The sequence below is a fragment of the Aquimarina muelleri DSM 19832 genome (assembly GCF_000430665.1).
Lineage (GTDB): Bacteria > Bacteroidota > Bacteroidia > Flavobacteriales > Flavobacteriaceae > Aquimarina > Aquimarina muelleri.
The window spans coordinates 19,317-43,211 of record NZ_AUML01000040.1 but is presented as its reverse complement, the minus strand read 5'-3'; the positions used below and the strand labels follow the sequence as shown (position 1 = coordinate 43,211).

At 31.5% G+C, this 23,895-nt stretch carries 22 protein-coding genes; 17 read left to right on the top strand and 5 right to left on the bottom strand.

Going from position 1 to position 23,895, the window contains the following annotated elements:
• Together H527_RS24220 and H527_RS0115560 are read left to right on the top strand one after the other, a co-directional pair.
• A partial coding sequence (locus H527_RS24220; protein ID WP_051316808.1) for a hypothetical protein occupies positions 1-798 on the top strand: 798 nt, incomplete at its 5' end.
• 6 nt (positions 799-804) lie between these two features.
• Positions 805-1,965, top strand: coding sequence for an SH3 domain-containing protein (locus tag H527_RS0115560; RefSeq protein WP_027413552.1), 1,161 nt, complete (start codon positions 805-807; stop codon positions 1,963-1,965).
• Between the two features lie 258 nt (positions 1,966-2,223).
• Here the strand turns inward: H527_RS0115560 and H527_RS0115555 are convergent, their stop codons facing one another.
• Entirely contained in the window at positions 2,224-3,618 is a 1,395-nt protein-coding gene (locus tag H527_RS0115555; protein ID WP_027413551.1) for an MATE family efflux transporter, read from the bottom strand.
• Complete coding sequence (gene hemH / locus H527_RS0115550; RefSeq protein ID WP_027413550.1) at positions 3,618-4,655, bottom strand: ferrochelatase; 1,038 nt, start codon at positions 4,653-4,655, stop codon at positions 3,618-3,620. The genes H527_RS0115555 and hemH overlap by 1 nt, the downstream gene beginning before the upstream one ends.
• Positions 4,656-4,974: 319 nt before the next feature.
• Between hemH and H527_RS24035 the strand changes: the two genes are divergently transcribed.
• Entirely contained in the window at positions 4,975-5,145 is a 171-nt protein-coding gene (locus tag H527_RS24035) for a hypothetical protein (protein ID WP_155837918.1), read from the top strand.
• Positions 5,146-5,161: 16 nt separating this feature from the next.
• Here H527_RS24035 and H527_RS0115540 read toward each other — a convergent pair whose 3' ends face one another.
• Entirely contained in the window at positions 5,162-6,052 is an 891-nt protein-coding gene (locus H527_RS0115540) for a helix-turn-helix transcriptional regulator (RefSeq protein ID WP_027413549.1), read from the bottom strand.
• Between the two features lie 202 nt (positions 6,053-6,254).
• On the opposite strand from H527_RS0115540, the gene hemA reads away from it, so the two are divergent.
• From hemA to H527_RS0115495, 9 genes are all read left to right on the top strand, one after another.
• Complete coding sequence (hemA, locus tag H527_RS0115535; RefSeq protein ID WP_027413548.1) at positions 6,255-7,505, top strand: glutamyl-tRNA reductase; 1,251 nt, start codon at positions 6,255-6,257, stop codon at positions 7,503-7,505.
• Complete coding sequence (hemC, locus tag H527_RS0115530; RefSeq protein ID WP_155837917.1) at positions 7,505-8,419, top strand: hydroxymethylbilane synthase; 915 nt, start codon at positions 7,505-7,507, stop codon at positions 8,417-8,419. Before hemA ends, hemC begins: the two co-directional genes overlap by 1 nt.
• Before the next feature lies 1 nt (position 8,420).
• On the top strand, positions 8,421-9,077 hold the full coding sequence (locus H527_RS0115525; RefSeq protein WP_027413546.1) for a uroporphyrinogen-III synthase: 657 nt from the start codon (positions 8,421-8,423) through the stop codon (positions 9,075-9,077).
• Positions 9,078-9,175: 98 nt separating this feature from the next.
• Positions 9,176-10,207, top strand: coding sequence for a uroporphyrinogen decarboxylase (hemE, locus tag H527_RS0115520; RefSeq protein ID WP_035088372.1), 1,032 nt, complete (start codon positions 9,176-9,178; stop codon positions 10,205-10,207).
• A 2-nt stretch (positions 10,208-10,209) separates the two neighbouring features.
• On the top strand, positions 10,210-10,701 hold the full coding sequence (locus H527_RS0115515) for a DUF6973 domain-containing protein (RefSeq protein ID WP_027413544.1): 492 nt from the start codon (positions 10,210-10,212) through the stop codon (positions 10,699-10,701).
• Between the two features lie 285 nt (positions 10,702-10,986).
• Entirely contained in the window at positions 10,987-11,775 is a 789-nt protein-coding gene (locus tag H527_RS22350) for an EI24 domain-containing protein (RefSeq protein ID WP_051316807.1), read from the top strand.
• Positions 11,776-11,800: 25 nt separating this feature from the next.
• Positions 11,801-12,703: an oxygen-dependent coproporphyrinogen oxidase gene (gene hemF, locus H527_RS0115505; protein ID WP_027413543.1), complete on the top strand. Its 903-nt coding sequence runs from the start codon at positions 11,801-11,803 to the stop codon at positions 12,701-12,703.
• Between the two features lie 583 nt (positions 12,704-13,286).
• Positions 13,287-13,889, top strand: a complete 603-nt coding sequence (locus tag H527_RS0115500) for a hypothetical protein (protein WP_027413542.1) — start codon at positions 13,287-13,289, stop codon at positions 13,887-13,889.
• A 56-nt stretch (positions 13,890-13,945) separates the two neighbouring features.
• The gene (locus H527_RS0115495) at positions 13,946-14,350 is read left to right on the top strand and encodes a hypothetical protein (RefSeq protein ID WP_027413541.1); all 405 of its coding nucleotides are present in this window, start codon (positions 13,946-13,948) and stop codon (positions 14,348-14,350) included.
• Between the two features lie 10 nt (positions 14,351-14,360).
• Here H527_RS0115495 and H527_RS0115490 read toward each other — a convergent pair whose 3' ends face one another.
• Together H527_RS0115490 and H527_RS0115485 are read right to left on the bottom strand one after the other, a co-directional pair.
• Positions 14,361-15,713, bottom strand: a complete 1,353-nt coding sequence (locus H527_RS0115490; RefSeq protein ID WP_027413540.1) for a sensor histidine kinase — start codon at positions 15,711-15,713, stop codon at positions 14,361-14,363.
• Positions 15,713-17,077: a sigma-54-dependent transcriptional regulator gene (locus H527_RS0115485; protein WP_027413539.1), complete on the bottom strand. Its 1,365-nt coding sequence runs from the start codon at positions 17,075-17,077 to the stop codon at positions 15,713-15,715. Before H527_RS0115485 ends, H527_RS0115490 begins: the two co-directional genes overlap by 1 nt.
• A 221-nt stretch (positions 17,078-17,298) precedes the next feature.
• Here H527_RS0115485 and H527_RS0115480 point away from each other — a divergent pair, with 221 nt between their 5' ends.
• From H527_RS0115480 to H527_RS0115460, 5 genes are read left to right on the top strand one after another with little or no spacing between them, the layout of a single operon-like run.
• Positions 17,299-18,657: a TolC family protein gene (locus H527_RS0115480; RefSeq protein ID WP_027413538.1), complete on the top strand. Its 1,359-nt coding sequence runs from the start codon at positions 17,299-17,301 to the stop codon at positions 18,655-18,657.
• A 1-nt stretch (position 18,658) separates the two neighbouring features.
• Positions 18,659-19,909 carry an efflux RND transporter periplasmic adaptor subunit gene (locus tag H527_RS0115475; RefSeq protein WP_027413537.1) on the top strand — a complete coding sequence of 417 codons (1,251 nt, stop codon included), beginning with the start codon at positions 18,659-18,661 and terminating at the stop codon, positions 19,907-19,909.
• Positions 19,910-19,932: 23 nt separating this feature from the next.
• On the top strand, positions 19,933-20,628 hold the full coding sequence (locus H527_RS0115470) for an ABC transporter ATP-binding protein (RefSeq protein ID WP_027413536.1): 696 nt from the start codon (positions 19,933-19,935) through the stop codon (positions 20,626-20,628).
• Between the two features lie 38 nt (positions 20,629-20,666).
• Positions 20,667-21,416: a head GIN domain-containing protein gene (locus H527_RS0115465; RefSeq protein WP_035088369.1), complete on the top strand. Its 750-nt coding sequence runs from the start codon at positions 20,667-20,669 to the stop codon at positions 21,414-21,416.
• A gap of 46 nt (positions 21,417-21,462) precedes the next feature.
• Positions 21,463-23,877, top strand: coding sequence for an ABC transporter permease (locus H527_RS0115460; protein WP_027413534.1), 2,415 nt, complete (start codon positions 21,463-21,465; stop codon positions 23,875-23,877).
• Positions 23,878-23,895 lie beyond the last annotated feature (18 nt).

Sequence of the window (23,895 nt, the reverse complement as noted above, 5' to 3'; positions counted from 1 at the left end):
TATAGAATCAACAATGCTTTTAAAGGGTATGCCCATCGAGAATCCTATCTGGAAGAAGCGGTAAAAACCTTAAAGGTAGAAGATTGCCCAGATTACAAACGCCGTAAAGGACAAAAAGGATCTGTAGTGGTGATTAGTGGGACTGATACTAAAGTTGAAAAATATGGTACTACAGAAAATATAGTATATAAAACTTCTGTTTATAGAGCAATGACATTAGAAAAATATAATGAATTAAAAAATAATAACAATTTGCCTCCTCCTGATTATATTGAATATCTCACAAGAGATACTCACCAAACGTATTCTAAAAGATTGAAAAAAACATTTAAACATTCTAATTTAAGATATGGTAAATATAATGAATGTCCACCAGGAGATAAATATTTTTTAAATTCAAGTAAAGATGCCAAGGGACCTACATATTTGATGTATGTTAGTGATAATAGTACAGGAAGTGATATAGAAGTGAAAGAAGAATTAAAAGATTTAATGGATAAAAAAAGAGACGGTATAGCAATTCATCAATATGATAGAAAAGCATCAGTTGGATGTATGACAACTTGTTCAGGAAGTAAAACAGATAATTCTGATGCGAATAGCCTTTATAATGAAATCCCTGATTTATTTTTGCATAATAGTATGGAAAAAGCAAAGATGATAGATAATAATGGAGTAGTACACGATATGAGTATAGAACGTCGTTTTGTAAGAATTATAATTGAAGAACGAGATGTAATTGAGAAACAATGGGAGGATATAAAATATGGAACTACAAAGTGGTTTGGTAAAGAATAATATATTATGAGATTAAAATTTACAGGATTATTAATATTAATAGTTTTATCTAGCTGTAAAGGACAAATAGATAATAAAAATAATAAAAAAATGGAAGATCAACTTTTATATAGTTTTGATACTAATCAAATGAGCTTTTTAGTTGATATATATGATTATTCATATGAAAAGTTAGAAAAATGTAGAAAAAATGTTTCAAAACAAACATTTCAAGAAAAGGTAAAAGAAATCTATAATATAGATTTTGATGAAATCAAATATAATGATATATATGTAAATGAAGCTTCGGAACATTCTGATGAAATACTAGTGAATCAAAGAATGATTTTTATTAATGAGCTTCCAAATATTGAAAGTAAGAATGAAATTACAGAATCGTATCTTGAGTTACTCTGCAACTATAATGATATGATCTTTAGTAATGATATCAAATCTACTAATTTTATTAAAGCCAATAATCCAAATTTGTTAATTGATTTAATAAGAATCTACGGCTATTCAGCTAATAAAGATTGGTTGAAATTTGCATTTAATAAATCTAAGTTATATGAACCAATGGTTTTAGAAAAATTTCTTTTTAGTGTAAAATGTAAAGGTACTTGGAGGGCAGAGAATGGAGACTGTCATCCAATATATACATTACGCAAAGACATGCTGGATAAAATGATCGAATACGGTGCAGAATTATCACAATTGTCTACGGTAGCCAATATGGTATCTAATGGAAATCCAGAATCTTATGAAGAGGATACAGAGGAGTTATATGCCTATCTTATGGCACATTGTTATAAAGCAGGGCAATCTGGTATTATAGAATACCTATATGATACCAACCCAAAAATGATCGAGGTTTTTAGAAAAAAAGATTTTTATGGTATCGAAGATCTGGAGGATTTTACAGATAATTTTTATAAACCACAAAACAAAAGGTTTGGTCTTAGCTCTATAGGTCCCGATCCTTATATAGCTTATGGTGTTATTAATGACCCCGATGGGTATACCAATTTACGGGATGGTAAAGGTACTTCTGCCAAAGTGATCAAAAAGATAAAGGAAGGAGAAAAATTTGGTATCGAAACCAATACAGGAGAGTGGTGGATAGTGGTTACAGAAGATGGTACTAGAGGACGTATACATAGTAGTAGGGTTACTGTAATCAAGGAGTAAGTAAAACTTTATCATTAAAAAAGAGAGAGTGGTTCATTTTAATATAAACTGCTCTTTTTTTATGTTTTTTAAATCATTCCCGATACGCGAGCGAACAGATGATAATGGGTTGATGATGACATCCTTATAAATTAAAAAATAATGCTAAAGACGCTATGACAAGTGCTTTAGCATACTGGGGATGGAAGATGATCAACCCAAGGAAAGAAAAAAGTATAACCTGAACCAATAAAGGTAAAGTTTGATTAAACAAATAATTTAAGTAATCTGATCTGAATTTAATAATTTTGTTCTTATCTCTCTATTTAAAAAGTATCCGGTTACAATGGTTGCTAATACATCTGCAATCGGAAAAGATATCCAAACACCCAACTCTCCATAAAATTGAGGAAGAATTAAAACCAAAGGAATAAAGAAAAAACCTTGTCTGGATAAGGTGAGCAGTAAAGCAGGGATAGCTTTTCCTGCTGCCTGAAAATATGCGGCTCCAATAAGTTGAAGAGCTATAATAGGAGTAGCTGCAAATACCCATCGCATAGGTTCTGCAGTATGAGATAAAACATATTGATTTAGAGCAAGCTCTTTGGGAGCCAAATTTGTACTATCACTAATAAATAAGGATGTTATTTCTGCAGGAAAAATCATCAATCCTATAAAAACTACAGTAGCTACTACAGCAGCATACATAATTGCAGTATTGATTGTTTCTCGAACACGTTGGTATTGATGCGCTCCATAATTATACCCTGCAATTGGCAGAAATCCTTGGGTTACTCCAAAAACAGGAAATAAAGCAAACATTAGCATTCTTCCAATAATTGCATAAACTGCTACAAGACCTTCTTGTCCTATATTATATAAAATATTATTCATTAATAAATAAGTAACACTTACCACAGCTTGCCTGGCAAGAGTTACGCCTCCAAGAGAAGCTATTTCAGAAACAATTTCTTTTTGTAATTTAAAATGACGAAAGCTTATTTTTAGTTCAGAGTTTTTGGAATTGAAAAACCAAAAAACATATAAAAAACAAGCAAGATAAGATCCTGTTGTTGCCCATGCAGCACCACTCATACCCATATCCATTAGATTAATAAAAACATAATCCATTATCAGATTACTTACTGTTGGGATAATCATAGCAATCATAGCAAATTTAGGTTTGCCTTCTGCTCGTATTACTGTATTACCCATCATAGCAAAACCAAGAATAGGAACGCCATATAAAATAATGGTATAATATATTTTTGCGGGTTCAAAGATATCTCCTTTTCCACCAAATTTTGGGATAATATCATCAGCAAAAATTAATCCTAGCACCACTAAAGAAATCATAAACACAAATCCCAGTGAAATCTGATTGCCAAAAGTTTGTAAAGCTTTTTCTTTGTTCTCGGCACCTAAGGCACGAGAGATAATACTGGATCCTCCTACGCCAATAGCCATACCCAAAGAGCCAATAAAAAAAGATACAGGGAGCACTACATTTATAGAAGCAAATGCAATGGAGCCGATCCAGTTACCTACAAAAATGGAATCTATTAGGACGTTTAAAGACATCACTAATATCCCGATAGATGCAGGTAAGGCTTGTTTTATTAATAATTTACCTATAGGTTCTGAGCCAAGTGCTTCAGACGATACTTTTGCCATTATGTGGTTTGGGTTTTTGTAGAAACCCATTCGTTTATCCAGTTTGCAAGAACATCTGCCCAATCATCCCGATCATTAAGACAAGGAATAGTGGTAAATTCTTTTCCTCCAACTTCATGAAAAATCTCTTCTCCTTCCATTGCAATTTCTTCAAGAGTTTCTAAACAATCCGATACAAAAGCTGGGGTTACAATTGCCATTTTTTTAATACCTTCTTTTCCCATTCTTTCGATGGTTCTGTCTGTATATGGTTGCAACCATGGATCAAAACCTAATCGAGATTGAAAAGAAGTTGAGTAAGTTCCGTTTTTAAGCCCAAGTTTTTTTGCTACTTGTACAGTTGTCATTTCACATTGATGGCGATAACAAAACTTATGTTGTTCTGATCCTTTTTTAAAACAACATTTGCCATCCATTTTACAATTTCCATTGCTAATATCACTTTTTCTAATATGCCTTTCGGGTACTCCATGATAACTAAATAAAAGATGCTCATAATCAATGCCTTCTAATTTTTCGGCTATACTTTTTGAAAGGACATTAATATATTCGGGTTTATTATAAAAAGCCGGAAGATCAATAATCTTCATATTGGGAAAATGAGCAATCCTTAATTCTTCGGCAAGAACCAAAATCGTTTCTGTGGTAGCCATAGCAAATTGAGGGTATAAAGGTAGAATCATAACTTCATCTACACCTTTATCATGTAACTCTTGAAGCCCTTTTTTGATGTTCATGGATCCATATCGCATAGCCAAACTTACCACAATCGAAGTTCGGTCTGCTACTTTTTTCTGTAATCTTTTGGATAATACAATTAACGGAGAACCCTCTTTCCACCAGATTTTTTTATATGCTGCTGCAGATTTTTTTGGACGAGTATTTAAAATAATTCCTTTAACCAAAAGGGTTCTTGCCCAAAAAGGCACATCGATTACTCTGGGATCCATTAAAAATTCACCAAGATATTTTTTTACATCTTTTGGATCTGTGCTATCTGGGGATCCTAGATTAACAAGGAGAACTCCTTTACTCATAATTTTTCTTTTTGCACTAACAAAAGTACAAACTATACCGAGGATTAAAACGAAAAGCCATAAGACTTTTTGATAGGGCTATTATTAAAATTATGTAAGCTAATTATTTGTCAAAAATTAAAGATACCTTAAAATACGTTAAATTATATGAAACCGAAAGATGCGTAATTTTTATTTAGTATTTTTAAAGGGTTAAAAGCAAAGATGAACCTAGTGCAATTAAAATAATAGTTGTTCAGACTTTAAAATTTTAAATTTAATTGTTAATTCTGTTTGCAGACAGTGGGTTCCATGTGACGATAACTATAAATAAAAACACATGAAACGTATAATTTTAGATGTTGAAAAAGACAAACTTGATTTTGTTTTAGAGCTGTTAGAACAGTTTGATTTTGTTTCAGTTTTGGCAGATACCTCGGAAGACGATAAAGGAATGTATGATTCTATCGTATCTTTACAAAAAGGAGTTGGAATTCCAACTAAAGGATAGTTTAATTAAGTGAGTTTTATTTTAAACTCATTATATATTTTTTTGGGGTAGTACCAAATTTCTTTTTGAATGCTGCTATAAAGTGGCTTGATGTGCTATACCCTACTTTTAACCCCACTTCGTTTACATTATTATTTCCTGATGCAAGTAATTGTCTTGCTACTTCCATCTTATAATCAAATAAAAAAGTATATACTGGATCACCATATATTTGCTTAAAACCATCTTTTAGTTTTTTTAAAGACAACCCAATCTCTTTTGATAATTCCTGAAGTGTAGGAGGTTCTGACATGCGATGGATAATAATTTCTTTAGCCTTTTTAATTTTTAATACATTTTCTTCATCCACCAAAAAAGGACATTGTTCTATATCAGCATCTTCAGGTCTATTAAAATAAAGACTTAATAATTCGTATGCTTTTCCTTTAAAATATAAAAGCTTTACAGAGGTATGAAGACTATAGTTCATAATTTGGTTTAGTACTACAGCCATAGAAGGAGAAATACTTGCGTCGGTATAATATTTTTTATCTCGATTCCCTTCTCCAAGAAAAGGTATGTGATCGGCTTCTCTGGAAAATAAAGAGTGAAATTTTTTTATAGAAATAAGTATAGTGATTAACCAGGAGTCCTTCCTCATTTCTATATTCATTGGTAAATCACGTTGGGGGTTATAGAGTAACAAGGAGTTTTCTTCAGCCAGATTAATTGCGTAACTCCCATTGTTAAAATTAAACTTTATTGCACCTTTAATACAGAAATGAAATTGAATAAAATTGCTGTCGATATCCCGTATAACGCATTGACTTTCATTAGTTTCATTTTGAAATTTTAAAACATGAAAGCCATCTTCAATTGGAGTTTCTTCTAAAATCCCTAGAGCGTTATTTTTTAATTCAATTTCCATAATTATGAAGCTTAAGTTATTTAGAATTAATCTAAACTATCGACAAAGGAATCCTTTGTAGTAACACAAAAATAAGGGTTTTTTGTAGTTTAGACTTAAATAATGTTCTAAATAACGCATTTCGATACTAAAAATTCTTCTAGCGTTACTTTTTCTGGTCTATCTAAAATACTTTTGTGCTAGAATATATAGAATTGATTACATGGAGCCTTATTTAAGAGCGAAAGGAACAAATTTTTACACTATTGGGCTTAGTTATAAAAAGGCTGACGCAGAAATTAGAGGTCATTTTAGCGTAAATGAACAAGCTAAGGAAGGAATACTAAAACAAGCAAAAGAAGAAGGTATTGAAGCTTTACTGATTACTTCTACTTGTAATCGAACCGAAATACATGGGTTTGCGCAGCATCCGTTTCAATTAATAAAATTATTATGTAAGCATACCAACGGAACTGTTGAAGAATTCGAAAAAGTAGCATACATACATAAAAATAATCAGGCAGTTACACATTTATTTAGAGTAGGCACTGGTTTAGATAGCCAAATATTAGGAGATTTTGAGATTATAAGCCAGTTAAAACAAAGTTTTAAAGCCTCTAAAAAAGCACAGGTTACTAATGATTTTTTAGAGAGATTGATTAATGCCGTAATACAAGCTAGCAAACGCATTAAAAATGAGACTGAAATATCTTCTGGAGCAACCTCAGTAAGTTTTGCTGCTGTACAATATATTTTAGCTCGGGTTCCTTATGTATCGGATAAAAATCTGTTACTTTTTGGTACAGGTAAAATAGGACGTAATACTTGCGAAAATTTAATAAAACATACTAAAAACGAACATATTGTTCTTGTTAACAGAACAAAGATAAAAGCTGAAAAAATAGCTGGTAAATTTAATCTTGTTGTAAAAGATTATGCTAACATTCAAGCAGAAATCAAAAACTCTGACGTTTTAATTGTTGCTACCGGAGCTCAGAAACCAACGATTTCTAAACAATTAATACATTCGGATAAGCCGCTATTAATTTTAGATCTGTCTATACCCCGTAATGTTGCACTAGATGTAAAAGAGTTACCAAATGTAACATTGGTTCATTTAGATGATTTATCAAAAATGACAGATAAAACATTGCAACGCAGAAAAGAGCATATTCCACATGCAGAAGCTATTATAGAAGAAATAAAATCAGAATTTAAAGCCTGGTTACAAACCCGAAAATTTGCTCCTACAATTAAAGCTTTAAAAAATAAGCTAAACACATTAAAAGATGCAGAAATTAATTTACAACGAAAAAAATATGCTGATTTTGATGAAGAACATGCAGATATTATAAGTAGTAGGATTATTCAGAAAATAACAAATCATTTTGCCAATCACCTTAAAGATGATAATACCTCGGCAGATGAGAGTATAGAGTGGATTCAAAAAGTTTTTCAATTACAAAATAAATAATCTTGACTAAAACGATTCGTATAGGAACCAGAGATAGTGAATTAGCCCTTTGGCAAGCTAACACGGTACAAAAACGTCTAGAAGATTTAGGATTTACAACCCATTTAGTTCCTGTTAAATCTACTGGTGACATTATCTTAGATAAACCATTATACGAATTAGGGATTACAGGTATTTTTACTAAAACTCTAGATGTTGCGATGTTAAATGGAGATATTGATATTGCAGTACATTCTATGAAAGATGTACCAACAGCATTGCCAACAGGAATTGTGGAAGCAGCAATTTTGAAACGAGCTAATGTAAAAGATATCTTAGTTCATAAAGGGTTAAGTTTTTTGAATACTAAAGGAACTATAGCTACTGGTAGTCTTCGAAGAAAAGCACAGTGGTTGTATAAGTATCCAACGCATACGGTAGTAGATCTGCGAGGAAACGTAAATACCCGAATGCAAAAACTAACCGATAGCGATTGGAATGGTGCTATATTTGCAGCAGCAGGATTAGAGCGTATTAATTTAAAACCAGAGCATTTTATAGATTTAGATTGGATGATTCCTGCACCAGCACAAGGAGCAATGCTTGTAGTAGCTAAAGAAAAAGATACATATTGTCTGGAGGCTTTATCTAATTTGAATGATAAAACATCAGAGATTTGCGTGCATATCGAACGAGAATTTTTAAGAGAACTAGAAGGAGGTTGTACAGCCCCAATAGGAGCACTGGCACAAATTAAAGAAAACACTGTTTTTTTTACAGGAGCTCTGTTTAGTCTGGACGGAAAAGATAAAATAGAGGTGATTAAAGAGGTGAATATTGAGCAAGCAAAAAATCTTGGAGAAATATGTGCACAAGAGGTTTTAAATAATGGCGGAAGAGAATTAATGAAGGTGATAAAAGCAGAAATTAAATAGTTTGAATACTGCATCCACCATACTCTCTACTAAAAAACTTTCTGTATCTCAAAAAGAATTATTATTAAATGCCGATCTTGGATTTGTAGAATACGATGCTATAAAAATTGAATTTCTGGAAGCGGATATAAAAACAGAAATTCAAAATGCAATTTTTACAAGTAAGAATGCAGTAAAAGTAGTTTTGAATTCTAATTGTAAAATTCAGAATTGTTTTTGTATAGGAGAAAACACTAAAAAATTTTTAGAGGAAAATGGTCAAAATGTAGTAGAAACAGCTAAAAATGCTTCAGATTTAGCCGAAATCATTATAAAAAAATATAGAAATATTTCTTTTTTGTTTTTTTGTGGAAACTTAAGAAGAGACGAATTACCAAATCTTTTGAAACAAAATAATGTAGATTTAAAAGAACAAATAGTATATAAAACACATCTAAACAGAATTATATTTAAACGGTTTTTTGAAGGAATATTATTTTTTAGCCCATCTGGTGTTCAAAGTTATATCTCAAAAAATACTATATCTAAAAAGACTATAGCATTTTGTATAGGAAACACAACAGCCTCAGAAGCTAAAAAATATACTAATAATATTATTGTTGCAAACAAACCTACTGTAGAAAATGTAATCGTTCAAGCAGTAAAATATTTAATATAAATAAATTTGCTATTCTGGAATATACCAGAACTCATTTTTGAATAACAAAAAGACCTTTATGGTTTTTAAAATCATTAAAGGCTACACATAGTTTTATTATGACACAACTAAAAAATGATCTGTTTCTTAAGGCTTTAAAAGGAGAAACTGTAGAAAGACCACCAGTTTGGATGATGCGCCAAGCAGGAAGATATTTGCCAGAATTTCGTGTTTTGAAAGCAAAGTATGATTTTTTTACTCGTTGCAGAACACCAGAACTTGCTGCCGAGATAACAGTGCAACCAATTGATATTGTCGGTCCTGATGCTGCTATTTTATTTAGCGATATTTTGGTAATTCCACAAGCGATGAATATAGAGGTGGAAATGAAAGACGGTATTGGCCCGTGGTTACCTAACCCGATTCGATCTTTAAAAGATGTAGAACAAGTAGTTGTTCCAAATGTTCACGAAGAATTAGGCTACGTAATGGATGCTATTAAACTAACCAAAGAACGTTTAGATAATAGAGTTCCTTTAATAGGTTTTGCAGGATCTCCTTGGACGATTTTGTGTTATGCAGTACAAGGGCAGGGATCTAAGAATTTTGATAAAGCCAAAGAATTGTGTTTTGCACATCCTGAAGCAGCACATCAATTATTACAAAAAATTACAGATACTACCATTGCTTATTTAAAAGCAAAAGTAGCTGCAGGAGTTAATGCTGTTCAGGTTTTTGATAGTTGGGGAGGGATGCTATCCCCAGTAGATTATCAAGAGTTTTCATGGAAATATATCCAGCAAATTGTAGATGCATTAAAAGACGAAACTGAAGTTATCGTTTTTGGAAAAGGATGCTGGTTTGCATTACAAGATATGGCAAAATCAGGTGCAGCAGCATTAGGAGTAGATTGGACCTGCTCTGCACGTAATGCAAGATATCTTACAGGAGGAAATATTACATTACAAGGTAATTTTGATCCTTCACGATTGTTGTCGCCACCTGTACAAATTAAAAAAATGGTGAAGCAAATGATCGATGAATTTGGGAAAGATCGATATATAGCAAATTTAGGACATGGTATTTTACCTAATATCCCCGTAGATAATGCAAAAGCATTTGTAGATGCAGTAAAAGAGTATACCATATAAGAATGAATATCAGGGGCTTTGTAAAACAATTAAACTTTTGGCAACTCTTTCGATTAGCTAAAATATTAATACAAAATCCTTTATTTATCTATCCAACCCTACAGGCAACTAGAAAAACTCTAGTTATTTGTGATGCTTTATATAAAAAAGAACATCACAGAAATGGTAAGGCAAATGCTTTTAGACATGCATTATGGAATATATGGATTTGCTTAGCTATTTTTAAAAGAACAAACAACAAAGAAAAATCTACTAATTGGGCAAAGAAAATAACAGATTTGCATGAAAAGCTAGCACCCAATTCTGCAATAGAAAAAGAAATGGATTTGCATAATAATAAAATTGGCAGGCAGTATTTTTTTAATTTAAGTACTACATCTGAAGAAGAAATAGTTGCTTTTTTAAAACAAAATACTCAAAAAGCCAAAAGAATTACAGATCTTAAAGAGATTTCGAATCATAAAAACAATCTGGTTTATCTTTTAGAAGAATAAATAAAATACAAACCACACAGATTTTAAAAACCCCGTGAAGTTTAAAAGTACATTAAAATTGAAACAAAACATATAAAATAGCTACTTATACGATTTACGGATGAGAATTGCGTATAAATAATTGCAAAGGTTTTTCGCTAGATTGAGGAATCAAATTAAAGAATAGCCATAGCTATTGTTTCATTTTAGGAAGAAAATATAGTAGAAAAAGAATGCGATTATATGCGAGATTTTTATTCGTAAATCGTATTATACAGAAACGAACTAATTAAAAAACAAGGAGCCATGTTTAAAAACATCATTAACGGGATCAAAGCTTATTTTGGCACATTCAAACTTATCTCAAAACTTGGATTGTGGAAATATTTTGCAATACCTATTTTAATAAGTTTAATTACAGGATTATGTTTTGTGGCAATAGCATATTTCTTTTCAGATAATTTGGGGGCATTAATTGCACGTATTTGGGTTTGGAAATGGGGATCAGAAACCTTTACAACTATTAGTACAGGTATTGGATTTGTATTCATTTTGGTTATAGGATTATTATTATACAAGCATATTGTAATGGCATTATCGGCACCTTTTATGAGTCCAGTTTCAGAAAAAGTAGAAATGCATCTTTTGGGAGAAACTAAACATGTACATCGCAATACCTCATTTAGTCAACAGCTATCCAGAGGTATTCGTATTAATGTTCGAAACCTATTTAAAGAACTATTGTTTATGATTCCATTAATTATCCTAAGTTTTATTCCTGTCGTTGGTATCATTGCTACGATATTAATCTTTTTAATACAGGCATATTATGTAGGTTTTGGAAATATGGATTATACTATGGAGCGTCATTTTAGTTATAAAGAAAGTATATCATTTGTACGAAAAAACAGAGGAATAGCCATAGGTAATGGGATTGTATTTGTATTAATGTTGTTTGTGCCAGTTATAGGATTTATTATTACGCTACCAATATCGGTAGTTGCAGCCTCTACAGAAACTGTAAAGATTTTAAAAGAAAAAGGATTTGTTGAATTACAAAATCCCTCTGAAGAGATTTCTAAAATAGAAGAGTAAAATTATTTTCAATAGAATAATGATGATGAAAGACAAATTTTATAACTACATACAAAACCTGCAAAATACCATAACCTCAAAACTAGAAGAAATTGATGGTAAAGCCAAATTTAGGGAAGACCTGTGGGAACGCCCAGAAGGCGGTGGAGGGCGAACCAGAGTTATAGAAAACGGTGCTATTTTCGAAAAAGGTGGAGTAAATATTTCTGGAGTTCATGGTGCTTTGCCAAAAGCTATGCAAAGCTATTTTAAGGTAGGAGATGTTGATTTTTTTGCCTGTGGATTATCCTTGGTATTGCATCCTAAAAATCCAATGGTTCCAACAGTACATGCTAATTGGCGTTATTTTGAAATGTATGATGCAGAAGGAACTCTTGTAGATAGTTGGTTTGGAGGGGGGCAAGATTTAACACCATATTATTTATTTGAAGAAGATGCGCAACATTTTCATCAAATATGTAAAAATTCATGCGATAAACATAGTCCGGATTTTTATACTAACTATAAAGAGAAATGTGATACGTATTTCTACAATGCACATCGAGAAGAAGGACGAGGTATAGGAGGTTTATTTTTTGATTATTGCAAAGCAAATGAAAATATGTCTATGCAAAATTGGTACGACTTTGTGACCGAAGTTGGGGATAGTTTTCTGGAAGCTTATGTGCCAATAGTAGAAAAAAGAAAAGATCTACAATATACAGATGCACAAAAAGATTGGCAAGAAATAAGAAGAGGGCGTTATGTAGAATTTAATCTGGTACATGATAAAGGAACTTTATTTGGATTAAAAACTAACGGAAGGATAGAAAGTATCTTGATGAGTTTACCACCTAACGTGCAATGGAGGTATGATCACCATCCTGAAACAGGGAGTGAAGAAGAAAAACTGATAAAAGTTCTTAAAAAGCCAGTAGATTGGGTATAAAATAAAGTACAAAAGTATTTAGTTTTTATCAATTATATTCTAATCCTTTAATCCACATTGTGGAGTTTAATTCTGCGAGGCTTGCCTGAAAAACAAAATATATTTTCTGAAGAATACCTCGTGAGTTTGCTCCGAGGTTATTGATTAGGAAGGGAGATAAGTTTTCTTTTCGATGTAGTTAGTAGTAAAAATTTAGGAAAGAAGTCTTATACGATTTACGAATAAAAATCTCGCATATAATCGCATTCTTTTTCTACTATATTTTCTTCATAAAATGAAACAATAGTTATGACTATTCTTTAATTTGATTCCTCAATCTAGCGAAAAACCTTTGCAATTATTTATACGCAATTCTCATCCGTAAATCGTATTATTTAGTAATCTCAGAGCCTTTGAAATACTATTATGAGTATAAAAAACACAAATAAAATCCTACTTAAAATAACAAAAAATCAATAAAAATCAGTTTAAAAGCTTAAAAAATCAGCTGAAAGGTTGTTAGATGATTTTTTTTTATTACATTGCAATACAATCACTTAGGGCTTATCTATAAAATATTATAATTTTTTAACACAAATACCCTATGAGAAAAATTCTACTATTGTTAATCGCAATCCTGCTTGTAGGATGCGAATTTTTACCTAAGGAATCTAAATTTTCGAAGTATTCTAAAAACACAATCGAGTTTAAAAATAATACTATTGTTCTTACGAGTGGTTATGCAAAAAGCTCTCCAGAAGAATTTAAAAGTAGATTAGATTCGCTAAAAGACAAACCTAAATTTAAAAAAGTAGCTTTGCAAGAATTAAAAAAGGTTGAAGATAAAAAAGTAGACTTTGAAATTTTTGTAGACGAAAAAAGCGTAGAAAACTATGTTTTTATCTATGCTTGTGATTTTTATAAATTTGATGAACACAGAGCAGCAAGAGTTGTGCAAGCTCTTAATGACCAGCTATTAGATGAATCTAATACTCAAAAAGTAAAATATAAAAGAATACACGGTAGATTTTTCTTTACTCCAACCTCCAAAGTTATAAAACTGAAATATCTAAAAGCGTTTAAAAAAGATAAAAAGTTTCAGACAGAATATATCGTTGCATCAAAATCAGGAGGTGTAGGATTATTGATAAGTAATCTGGAAGATATTGATTTTGAAAGCTCTATCAAACGTTTGGCTGTAAAGTAAAAGAAATCCTATTATATTAGCTTAATTTTCTATTTATAATAAAAACAGTTATTGTAATGAAAAAAATTAAGCTAATCTGTATAATAATTTTTATAGTGAGTTGCGCTCGTAAAGTAGAGCCTACTCCAGAGAATATCAATAAAATATTTGCTTCTAGAGATTTTACTTTCGAATTTAACCCTCTTAATGGAGATAAAAAATCAATTAGTTTTAGAAATGATTATTTGGTTTATAAAAGTGATAAACCTACATATCGAAGAGAAATAAGTTATGAGGAGGTGCTGTTGATCAATAATTTTATTCAGAATATAGTCCATCTTCATTCTGAACAATTAGATATAAATACTACATCTTATTATAGCATAAAAAATACGGCGTATAAAGTGGTAATTATACCCGATCAAGAAGATTTTTATTTTGATGCGTTACTTAAAACTTTAAAATTAGATAAAGTAAAATAGAGACTATTATTTATTCGAAAAATAAGGAAAAAGAAGTTCCTTTATGGAGAACAGAATGTACAGTTAAATTACCGCCGTGTAAATGCATAATTTGTTTAGAAAGACTTAAACCGATACCTGTACCATCTTTTTTGGTGGTATAAAAAGGAACAAATATTTGATCCATAATATCTGGAGAAATCCCTGAGCCATTATCTTTAACGATTATATACTTTTTATCCTCATCGGTAATGCCCAAGATACAAGTAAGAACAGGGTTTTCAGTATCTTTTAACGCTTGAATTGCATTTTTATATAGATTTATCAAAATCTGGGTTATTTGTTTCTCGTCGGCATAAATTTCAAGATTTTCATGCTGTATTTCTATACCAAAAGAAACAGTATTCAAATCTATTTGTGGAAACATCAAAACCTTTACTTTTTCTAATAATTCTTCTACTTTAATTATTTTCTTATCCGGTACAGGTACATTCAAAAAACTTCGGTAGGATTGTACAAAACTCATTAAATCATTTCCTTGATTTTTAATTACTTCTAATCCTTTTACAGTAGTATGTATTTTTTTTTCATCAATTTGAGTAGTAGATATTACTCCAGCTTCATCTTTATAGTATTTTAAAATAGATTCTGATATAGAAGTAATTGGAGTAACAGAATTCATGATTTCATGAGTTAAAACCCGAATGAGTTTTATCCAGGAATCTGTTTCCTTTTTGTCTAATTCATTGTGTATATCTTGTACAGTAATTAGTTTTAGTACTTCTCTATTTAGTACTAATTCTGTAGATTTAATAGACAGTTCTATGGTTTCGCGTTCATTGGTAAATTGAAAAAGTTTGCGCTCAAAAGGTTGAAGAGAAATAAATAACTCATACAGATTTTTATCTACTTGTTCTAATTGTTTTATATGATTTAAAGGAGTATAGTTTAACAATTTTTCAACCTTAGGATTTGCAAATAGAATATGTCCCTTATTATTGTAAGTTAAAATTCCTATCTCAGCATGTTTTAATATTTCTTGATAATACTGCTCTTGTGTTTGATTTTTTAGATGCACTTTTTGCATTACATCATTCAACATATTTAAACTTTGGTGTAAGGCATCAAAAGATTTTAAACCACTATTTTCTGGAAATCTAAGCGTAAAATCTTCATTTTTAATCGAATTAAAAAAATAAGCAATCTTTCTGTTGGTATGGTTTAAGTTTTGGATTAATAATATAATTTGCAGCAAGAACACTAAAAAAACCAGAAAAGAAAAAGCATACAATTCTTTAACAAAAAGAAAGCTTAGGGCTAGTGCTGTAACCGAAAGTAAAATTATCCTAATAATTAATTGTATGTATAATCTTTGGCTTATCATTAGGCGTCCAATTTTTTTATTTTGTTATATAAAGTTTGCCTGGATATGCCAAGTTGGTTAGCAGCAGCACTATAGTTTCCGTTATTTTTATCCAAAGCATTTTGGATCATCATCTGTTCCATTTCATCTAAGGTTTCTGGGCTTTTATCTAAGGACGGAACAGAGTTTTTGGATAATAAAAAATCGGTAGGTTTTAAAACATTTCCTTCGCATAAAATCACAGCTCTTTCGATGGTGTGTTGTAGTTCGCGAACATTCCCAGGCCAGGAATATGCCATTAATTTCTCTTCTGCAGTAGTATTTATTCTAAGAGATGGTTTGGCATATTTTGAAGCATATTTTTTTAAATAAAAATCTGCCAGAACCAAAATATCAGCATCTCTTTCCCGAAGAGGAGGAACTTCTATATGTATGGTGTTAATACGATATAATAGATCTTCTCTAAAAATACCATCGCTTACCATTTGATTAAGATTACAATTAGTAGCACATATCAAACGTATATTAACAGAGGTTTGTTTGTTAGATCCTACCCTAACTACTGTTCTGTTTTGTATAGCAGATAATAACTTTGCTTGCGTTTGTAGAGATAGATTTCCGATTTCATCCAAAAAAAGAGAACCGTTGTTTGCCGCCTCAAATTTTCCTGCACGATCTTCTTTTGCATCTGTAAAAGCTCCTTTTGTATGCCCAAATAGTTCACTTTCAAAAAGAGTTTCAGAAATTGAGCCCATATCTACACCTATAAAAACTTCATTTTTACGAGTAGACATTCTGTGTAATTCACGAGCTATCAACTCTTTTCCTGTTCCATTTTCACCAGTAATTAAAACATTTACATCGGTTTTTGCTACTTTTCTAACCAAGTTAAGAACCGAAGTTAAAGCTTTAGAATTACCAATAATATAATTACTATCCTGATTGATAACCTGCTTAAGATGACTTTCTTTTTGTTTTAATTCCTGTACTTCCTTTCTGGATTTGCGTAAGGAGTAAGCAGATTTTATAGTAGCCAATAGTTTTTCATTATTCCATGGTTTTAATATAAAGTCGGTAGCACCTTCTTTTAGTGCTTCTACAGCAAGATCCACTGCTCCATAAGCTGTCATCATAATTACAGAGGTCTGTGGCGCTTTTTTCTTTATTTCTCGTAACCAAAACAACCCTTCGTTACCAGTATTTACACCAGCCGAAAAATTCATATCTAATAAAATGATATCTATATCCTCTAAGTTCTGAAATGAAGATATTTGATTAGGGTTAGAAATAGTAATTACCTGTTCAAATTCAAACTGTAACAAAATTTCGAGAGCACTCAATAAACTCTTATTATCATCAATGACTAAAACTTTTCCATTTTGCATGATATGATTTTTTTTGTTAACAAGGTAAAACTACAAATTTGCAATAGTATTTAAATAGCACTGTAAAATTATTGGACACTATTTGTATAATAATTTTACATTAAAAAAATGTAGTTATTACCTTTTTGCATGTAAAGACCTTGTTATAAGTTATTTGTGTTTTTGGCATGAGATTAGGTTATGGGTTTGTGTACAAAAATTATATATCTAGTAATAAACAGATGAATTTTAAAACAAAACTCTTATACATTTTATGGATTATAGTAGGCAATACTATACATTCTCAAGAATCTTGGTCGTTAGAGGATTGTATAACCTATGCAATAGAACATAATTTACAACTAAAAGATTTTACATACAATCAAGAAACGAATCAAGAAACCTATCGGCAATCTATACGAAACCTATTGCCTAACGTTGATGCATTTTCAGATTATAACATTCGATATGGTAGATCCGTAGATCCAAATAATAATAATATTGTAAACACGGATTTTTTCTCTAATAACTATAAATTAAATGCAGAGATTACTATTTTTCAAGGCTTTCAAAAACTAAATACAATTAAAGCTTCAAAAATATTATATAAAGCATCTAACGAAGAAGCATTGCATCAAAAATATTTATTAGCATTTAGAGTCATGTCTGCTTTTTATGATATTCAGTTTATAGAAGGTTTATTGGTAATTTCAAAAGAACAAGAACAAGTTTCACAAAAAAACTATGCCTTAGTAAAAAAGCAAGTCGAAGTTGGTCAAAAAGCAAAAGCCGATTTGTATGAAGCAGAATCTGCTTTGTTAGCAGATAAATTATTGGTAACCCAAAACGAAAACAAAATAACTGCAGCAAAACTAAAACTAATTCAGGAAATGAATTTAGAAGACGTTACCACTATCTCTATACAATCATTGAGTACAGAAACTTACCCAGAAAAAACAGTTTTACAAGCCGATAAAGACTCTATTTATAATACAGCAAAAACTTTTGTGCCAATACTAAAAGCACAAGAGTTAAGAGTAGAAGCAGCAAAAAAACAATTAGCCATTGCCAGAGGGGGGCTGTATCCCTCTCTGTCTTTTTTTGCTGGATATCAAACTGGCTTTTATGAAACAAATGTAAATGAAAACACTCTAGAAGTCATACCTTTTAGTAATCAAATCAAAGATAATGTATCTAAGTATATAGGCGTATCTCTTAATATCCCTATTAGTAGCAGAGGTGCAAATCGTTCGCGAATAAAACAGCAAAAAATTGAAATGATGCGAGCAGATAATAATCTGGATCTTCAAAAACAAGAAGTATACCAACTCATACAACAACTTGTTCAGGAAGGAGAAGCCTTAAAGACAGAATATTTGCAGAGCTCACAAAAAATGAAAGCACAAAGCTTAACTTTTGATATAGCACAAAAAAAATATGAAAAAGGATTGATAAACGCTATAGAGCTTAACCAATCTAAAAACTTGCTGGCAAATTCACAAAATGAAAACCTGCAAGTACAATTGCGATTAAAAGTAAACGAAAGTACATTAGACTTTTATAAGGGATCTCCTGTTTTTAATATAAATAGAACACAATAAAATGGACGTAAAAATTGAAAAGAAAAAAGGATTAAGACCAAAACATTACGGATACATTGCTATTGGTATAGTACTGTTTTTTGTAGGATGGAAAATGGTGTTTGGTAAATCTGCATCTACTTTTAGAACAGAAAAAGAAAAGCTATCGATAGCAGAAGTTTCTTTCGGAAAATTTGATGACTATATAACCATTAATGGGGCAGTGGCACCAATAAGTACTATTTATATGGATGCCTATGAAGGAGGAAGAGTTACAGAAAAGCTTATCGAAGAAGGAGCTATGGTAAAGAAAGGAGAAATTATATTAAAATTAGAAAATAGAGGGCTTTATGAGCAGATTCTTGCCAGTGAAAACAACCTTGCATTAAAACAAAATGATTTGCGATCTACCAAATTAACTTTTGATTCGAGACAGGTAGAAGGTAAAAAAGATTTGGTAAGCTCTAAATACGAATTACAAAAGCTTAAAAGAAATTATGAGCAAAATAAAGCTTTGTACGAAGAAGAATTAATATCCAAAGAAGAATATCTGACTTCTAAAGAAAATTACGAACTTTCACAAAAGCAGTTTGAAATTATCGAATTACAAACAGAACAAGATAATGTATTACGAAGCACTTCTTTGCATGAATTAGATGAAGATTTGGCAAGAATGAAAAAAACTCTATCTATGGTTTATGAGCGTATAGATCATTTAAATGTTCGTGCTCCTGCAGATGGACAACTAGGGTTTTTAGATGCAGAGATAGGGCAGAATATTCAACAAGGGCAAAGAATAGGACAAATAAACGTATTAACAGACTATAAAATAGAAGCAACTATCGATGAGCATTATATTGATAGAATAAAAAGAGATCTCACTGCTGTTTTGGATCGTAATGGTAAAGAATACCAATTGCGCCTTCGTAAAGTGTATCCCGAAGTACGTAACGGGAAATTTAAAGTAGATCTGGTTTTTGTAGACCAAAAACCAGAAACAATTAGATCCGGACAGAGCTATAATATCAAGCTACAATTAGGAGAATCTAACGATGCTGTTTTATTACCCAGAGGGAGCTTTTTTCAAAGTACTGGGGGACAATGGATTTTTGTAGTAGATACGTCTGGCGAAGTCGCTTGGAGAAGAGAGATTAGAATAGGAAAGCAAAACTCACGATACTATGAGTTACTAGAAGGATTAGAAGCAGGAGAAAAAGTAATAACTTCAAGTTATGATAGCTTTGGAGACGCAGAAAAAATAGTTTTAAAATAGCATTCGTAAAAATCAATCAAAAAATGATACAGATAGAAAAGTTAAAGAAGAGTTTTAGAACCGAAGAGGTAGAAACTTTGGCGCTAAATAATGTAAATCTAAAAGTAGAAACAGGAGAGTTTGTAGCGATAATGGGACCATCGGGATGTGGTAAATCTACATTGCTTAATATTATTGGGATGCTGGATAATCCAAACGAAGGATACTATCATTTTGATGGGCAAGAAGTTGGTGGACTAAAAGAAAACCAACGCACCAAAATTAGAAAAGGAAACCTAGGATTTGTATTTCAGAGCTTTAACCTTATTGATGAACTTACTGTCTTTGAAAACGTAGAACTGCCACTTATCTATCTAAACGTTAAAAAAAGCGAACGAGAACAAAAAGTTAGACAAGTGCTGGAGAGAATGAAAATAGCACACCGCGAAAAACATTTTCCGCAACAACTATCTGGGGGGCAACAACAACGAGTAGCCATTGCCAGAGCAGTAGTAACCAATCCCAAGTTAATTTTAGCAGATGAACCTACCGGTAATTTGGATTCTAAAAATGGGATCGAAGTAATGAACTTACTTACAGAACTTAATCAGGAAGGAACCACTATTGTTATGGTAACGCACTCTGATAGAGATTCTCATTATGCACATAGAGTTATTAATCTATTTGATGGACAAATTGTTACCGAAAGTCAAAATCGCGCTATTGGAGTTCAACTATAATATTTTACTTTTTTGAATAATTTATTAAAACTATAGTCATGGTAAAACAAGTATTTCATTTAGCAATTACAATTCTACTTTTTTGTATCCATTTCTGTTATGGACAGTCAAAAACCGTACCCGTAACAGATTTTGATAAGATAATTGTAAGCCCTCATATTCAAGTAACATTTGTAGAGGGTACTACACAAACGGTTACTATTAAAGATACACGCTTACCACAAGAAAAAATTCATATTGAAGTTACAGGAAAAACGCTTCACATGTATCTGGAGGGAGCAAAAACAACTACCAAAAATGTAAAAACCAACCAAAATGGTTGGAAAAGTAAGAAACCAATATATAAAGGTACCATGGTAACAGCCCTCATTACCTATACAAAGCTAAAAGAACTTTCAATACGAGGACAAGAGATAATGCTTTGTGAAAGCCCAATAGAAAGAGAAGATTTTACTCTAAAAATCTACGGAGAATCTAAAGTGACAATGAATTCTGTAAACGTAGAATCTTTATACGTTTCTATGTATGGAGAAAGTTATTTAGAAATTAAACAAGGCATAACTAGCAACCAGAAATATACCGTATACGGAGAAGGAACGATAAACACATTGGGAATGGAAAATAAAAAGGCTAAGATAACTGCCTACGGAGAAGGTAGCTTTAGAATAAAAGTTTCGGATCATTTAAAAGTAACTGCTTATGGAGAGGCTACTGTAGCATATAACGGAACCCCTCAAGTAAATAAAGGAATTATTATAGGAGAAGCAACTATTAAACAAATAAACTAAGAACTCATCAATCTTGTTATAATCATCACATCAAAAAACGACAGTTATGTTTACAAATTATTTAAAAATAGCATGGAGAAGTTTATTGAAAAACAAAAGTTTTACATTTCTTAATATCATTGGGCTTTCCATTGCATTTGGTGTAGCAATATTATTAAGTATGGCTTCACTATTTGAATTGTCCTATGATAATTTTCATGAATATGCAGATGATGTGTATAAAATATACCATAGCGAACAAAACCCAGATGGAATAGAAGCCACCGAAACAAATGCTATTCCTTTTGCACCAGCTTTGCAGGAGGATGTTCCAGGAATTCACAAGATATCGAGGTATCTGGATGATGAGGTTCTGTTGTTCTATCAAGATAAAGAATTGGTAATAGATATAAATTGGGTAGATCCCGATTTCTTTACTATGTTTTCCTTTCCTATAATCGAAGGAAATACCAGAAACCCTCTTAAAAAAGAAAACTCAATAGTAATAACCCAAAAAATGGCCACTATTATTTTTGGTTCTACTAATGTTATCGGAAAAACGGTAGACTTTTTAATAAATGGTAAAAAACAACCCTTTACAGTAACGGGATTGGCTAAAAATATACCTGCCAATAGCAGTATTGAATTTGAGGCTGTTGGTAATTTTATTAACAACCCTCGTTATGAGAAACTTAAAAATCGATGGGATCATTCAAATCACGAAGTATATATTCAACTACAACAAGGAATGCAAGCAAGTCAATTTGAAAAAAATACTCGTGCTTTTACCAATATTCGTTTCAAAGATAACATTGAGGATAGAAAACGAGATGGTGCATTACCAGATAAGAACGGACAATATATTCAATTACATCTTTTACCCATTAAGGATGTTTATTTTACCCACTATCAAAACGGAAGAGCAACTGTTAGTAAAGTGTTCCCTTATATTATATTAGGAATTGCAGCATTACTCCTTTTTATTGCTTGTGTTAATTTTATGAATATGAGTATTGCTAAGAGTACAGCAAGATTGCAGGAGATAGGAATGCGTAAAAGTTTAGGGGCGGCAAAAAAGCATATTTTCTTTCAGTTTTGGAGCGAAAGTATTTTGGTTTTTTTAGCTACGTTATCATTTGGTATCTTATTAAGCATCCTATGTTTAGATACGTTCAAATCCTTATTTAATACAGATGCTTCTTTTGATAATACCGTATCCTTAGGAATATGTATTGGCTTTATATTGGTTTTTATGAGTGTTACGCTGGTAGCAGGAGGGTACCCGGCATTTTTGCTTAGCAAATTAGGAACATTACAGGCGCTTAAGGGCAAGGTACAGGTTAATGGTCGTAATAAAGTGCGAGATGTATTGATGATTGTACAGTTTGCTATAGTTATCCTATTGGTAAGTGGCACTTTCGTGTTGCGAGGGCAATTACAGTATATGAAAAATAAAGATCTAGGGTTTAATAAAGAGCAGGTAATTTCTTTACCATTAAATGGAAAAAGAAATAGTTATCAAGTCGTACGATTATTAAAAGAAACACTAAAAAGTAACCCAAATGTTATAAGTATTACTGCATCAGACAATAATTTAGGCAGGGGTAGAGATGGGAGTCAATCCACTAGTCGTTTAGGGTTCGATTATAAAGATCACAAAGTCGGAACCCATATGTTGGTTGTGGATCATGACTATTTAGAAACCTTAGACATAGCACTACTTTCCGGAAGATCTTTTGACCGTAATTTTATAGCAGATAGCACATCTGTTGTCATTAATGAAGCAATGGCTAGAGAGCTTCAGGAGGAAGACCCTATAGGGAAACAGCTTGAAGTTATAAGTGATTTCAAACATACTATTATTGGCGTTATGAAAGATTATAATTTCAAGGACTTAAATAGGGCTATAGAACCCATGACCTTATTTATGACAAATCAAAAACAAGTAAAGTATACCTATATAAAAATAGCACCGTCTACTATTGCTCACACTTTTGATAGTATAAAAGAGACTTGGCAAAAATTAGAACCTAATGCAACGTTCTTAGGCTCTTTTTTGGATGACAATATTGAAAGAACATTAAAAAAAGAAAAAACGATGACCACCATTATTACCAGTGGAGCGGCAATAGCAATTACTTTGAGTTGCATAGGATTATTAGCGATATCCCTTTTAGTGGTTAATCAACGTACTAAAGAAATAGGAGTGCGCAAGATCATAGGAGCCAGTACAGTATCATTACTGGTATTATTAGCCAAAGATTTTATCAAATTGGTAATTATAGCTTTTGTAATTATGGTACCTATTGTCTGGTGGTACTCAAATCAGTGGCTTGAAGAATATCCATATAGAATGGAGTTAAGTATATGGGTTTTTGTATCAGCAGGAGTACTAGCTTTAAGTATTGCGTTAATCACGATCAGTTTCGGAACCATAAAAGCGATCTTACAAAATCCAGTTAAAAGTTTAAGAACAGAATAAATCAGTTCATATCTCACA

Coding starts and splice junctions, on each gene's coding strand:
- H527_RS0115560 (WP_027413552.1), top strand. CDS start 805: ATGAGATTAAAATTTACAGGATTATTAATATTAATAGTTTTATCTAGC.
- H527_RS0115555 (WP_027413551.1), bottom strand. CDS start 3,618: ATGGCAAAAGTATCGTCTGAAGCACTTGGCTCAGAACCTATAGGTAAA.
- hemH (WP_027413550.1), bottom strand. CDS start 4,655: ATGAGTAAAGGAGTTCTCCTTGTTAATCTAGGATCCCCAGATAGCACA.
- H527_RS24035 (WP_155837918.1), top strand. CDS start 4,975: ATGAAACGTATAATTTTAGATGTTGAAAAAGACAAACTTGATTTTGTT.
- H527_RS0115540 (WP_027413549.1), bottom strand. CDS start 6,052: ATGGAAATTGAATTAAAAAATAACGCTCTAGGGATTTTAGAAGAAACT.
- hemA (WP_027413548.1), top strand. CDS start 6,255: ATGGAGCCTTATTTAAGAGCGAAAGGAACAAATTTTTACACTATTGGG.
- hemE (WP_035088372.1), top strand. CDS start 9,176: ATGACACAACTAAAAAATGATCTGTTTCTTAAGGCTTTAAAAGGAGAA.
- H527_RS0115515 (WP_027413544.1), top strand. CDS start 10,210: ATGAATATCAGGGGCTTTGTAAAACAATTAAACTTTTGGCAACTCTTT.
- H527_RS22350 (WP_051316807.1), top strand. CDS start 10,987: ATGTTTAAAAACATCATTAACGGGATCAAAGCTTATTTTGGCACATTC.
- hemF (WP_027413543.1), top strand. CDS start 11,801: ATGAAAGACAAATTTTATAACTACATACAAAACCTGCAAAATACCATA.
- H527_RS0115500 (WP_027413542.1), top strand. CDS start 13,287: ATGAGAAAAATTCTACTATTGTTAATCGCAATCCTGCTTGTAGGATGC.
- H527_RS0115495 (WP_027413541.1), top strand. CDS start 13,946: ATGAAAAAAATTAAGCTAATCTGTATAATAATTTTTATAGTGAGTTGC.
- H527_RS0115490 (WP_027413540.1), bottom strand. CDS start 15,713: ATGATAAGCCAAAGATTATACATACAATTAATTATTAGGATAATTTTA.
- H527_RS0115485 (WP_027413539.1), bottom strand. CDS start 17,077: ATGCAAAATGGAAAAGTTTTAGTCATTGATGATAATAAGAGTTTATTG.
- H527_RS0115480 (WP_027413538.1), top strand. CDS start 17,299: ATGAATTTTAAAACAAAACTCTTATACATTTTATGGATTATAGTAGGC.
- H527_RS0115475 (WP_027413537.1), top strand. CDS start 18,659: ATGGACGTAAAAATTGAAAAGAAAAAAGGATTAAGACCAAAACATTAC.
- H527_RS0115470 (WP_027413536.1), top strand. CDS start 19,933: ATGATACAGATAGAAAAGTTAAAGAAGAGTTTTAGAACCGAAGAGGTA.
- H527_RS0115465 (WP_035088369.1), top strand. CDS start 20,667: ATGGTAAAACAAGTATTTCATTTAGCAATTACAATTCTACTTTTTTGT.
- H527_RS0115460 (WP_027413534.1), top strand. CDS start 21,463: ATGTTTACAAATTATTTAAAAATAGCATGGAGAAGTTTATTGAAAAAC.